The 1,213-nt window shown below is 44.5% G+C and carries 2 protein-coding genes; both read right to left on the minus strand.

Translation table 11 applies throughout. From position 1 onward, the window contains the following. Positions 1-836: IS3 family transposase (locus tag MKX42_RS33345; protein ID WP_340758048.1), on the minus strand; the 836-nt coding region annotated here is incomplete at its 3' end. Between the two features lie 8 nt (positions 837-844). Next, positions 845-1,141: a transposase gene (locus MKX42_RS33350; RefSeq protein ID WP_340752983.1), complete on the minus strand. Its 297-nt coding sequence runs from the start codon at positions 1,139-1,141 to the stop codon at positions 845-847. Positions 1,142-1,213 lie beyond the last annotated feature (72 nt).

The following is a 1,213-nucleotide window of genomic DNA, read 5'->3' on the forward strand; positions in this document are numbered from 1 at the left end:
TTCGTTTGGAAACGTGCATGGTTGTAAAAATGGATGTATTGCTGCACAGCATGCTTCACCTGCTTAGCAGAGTGGAAGGAGTGGAGGTAGAAACACTCGGCTTTAAAATGACCAAAGAAGTTCTCCATACAGGCATTGTCCCAGCAGTTTCCCTTTCGGGACATACTGGCCTTTATACCGTATCGCTTCAGTAGGCTGCTGTATTGGCGGCTAGTATACTGAAATCCTTGGTCGCTGTGCAAAAGAACCCCTTCAGTATCACGCCGTTTTCTCGCCTTTTTGACCGTATCAAATACCAGTTTTAAATCATTCTTAGGGCTAATCTGGTACGCTACAATTTCATTGTTAAACAGATCTTTAATCGCAGACAAATACAGCCTTTGCCCGTTGAAGATTAGATAAGTGATATCCGTAACCCACTTTTGGTTCGGCTGGTCTGCTGTACACTCTCTATTCAGATGGTTGTCAGAGATGACGTAAGCCTCTTTCTTGCCGTAATAAGGCCTTTTCCTCCGAATGACTGCTTGAAGTCCTAGTTCGCCCATGAGTCGCTGTACACGCTTGTGATTCACGTGGATGGCGTAGGTACGCTTTAGCCAAACCTTCACCCTGCGGTATCCATAAATACCTTTTAGCTTCTCAAAGCATTCGACGATTTTAAGCTTCAAGGCTTCGTCTTCGCGTTGCTTCAGTGAAACGAACGTTTGTCGATTCAACCACTTGTAAAAGCCACTCCTAGATACCCCAGCCAGGTTGCACAGCAGGGTAAGGTTGTATTTCTTATGAAGCATTTCCTTAATCACTGTAAACTTTTTGCTGCTTGGGACAGCGTCCATTCCTCCTTTCACATCTGTAAGAGCTTTTTTAGCATTTCATTTTCCGCCTCAAGGCGCTTGATCTTGGTCTCTGGATCTTCGGGACGTGTTCGGGGTCTGCCCATTCCGGGTCCTTTCGCCTTCCCTCTTTTTTCTTCAAGACCCTTTAATCCCTCTACCTTAAAGTGCTTCACCCATCGGCGAACCAAGGAATCGTTAATCCCCATTTCAAGTGCTACACTTTTATATCCCAACCCCTTTTTGAGGTAGAGGTCTACTGTCTTTTTCTTAAACTTCTCATCGTACGTTTTCCTCATTTCACCCATAAAAAATCCCCTCCATAGTAGACAGAATAATCGGCTTGCTTTTTTCTGTCTACTATAGGGGGATCATATCAA

The sequence above is a fragment of the Paenibacillus sp. FSL R7-0204 genome, assembly GCF_038002225.1.
In the GTDB taxonomy this organism is placed as follows: domain Bacteria; phylum Bacillota; class Bacilli; order Paenibacillales; family Paenibacillaceae; genus Paenibacillus_AQ.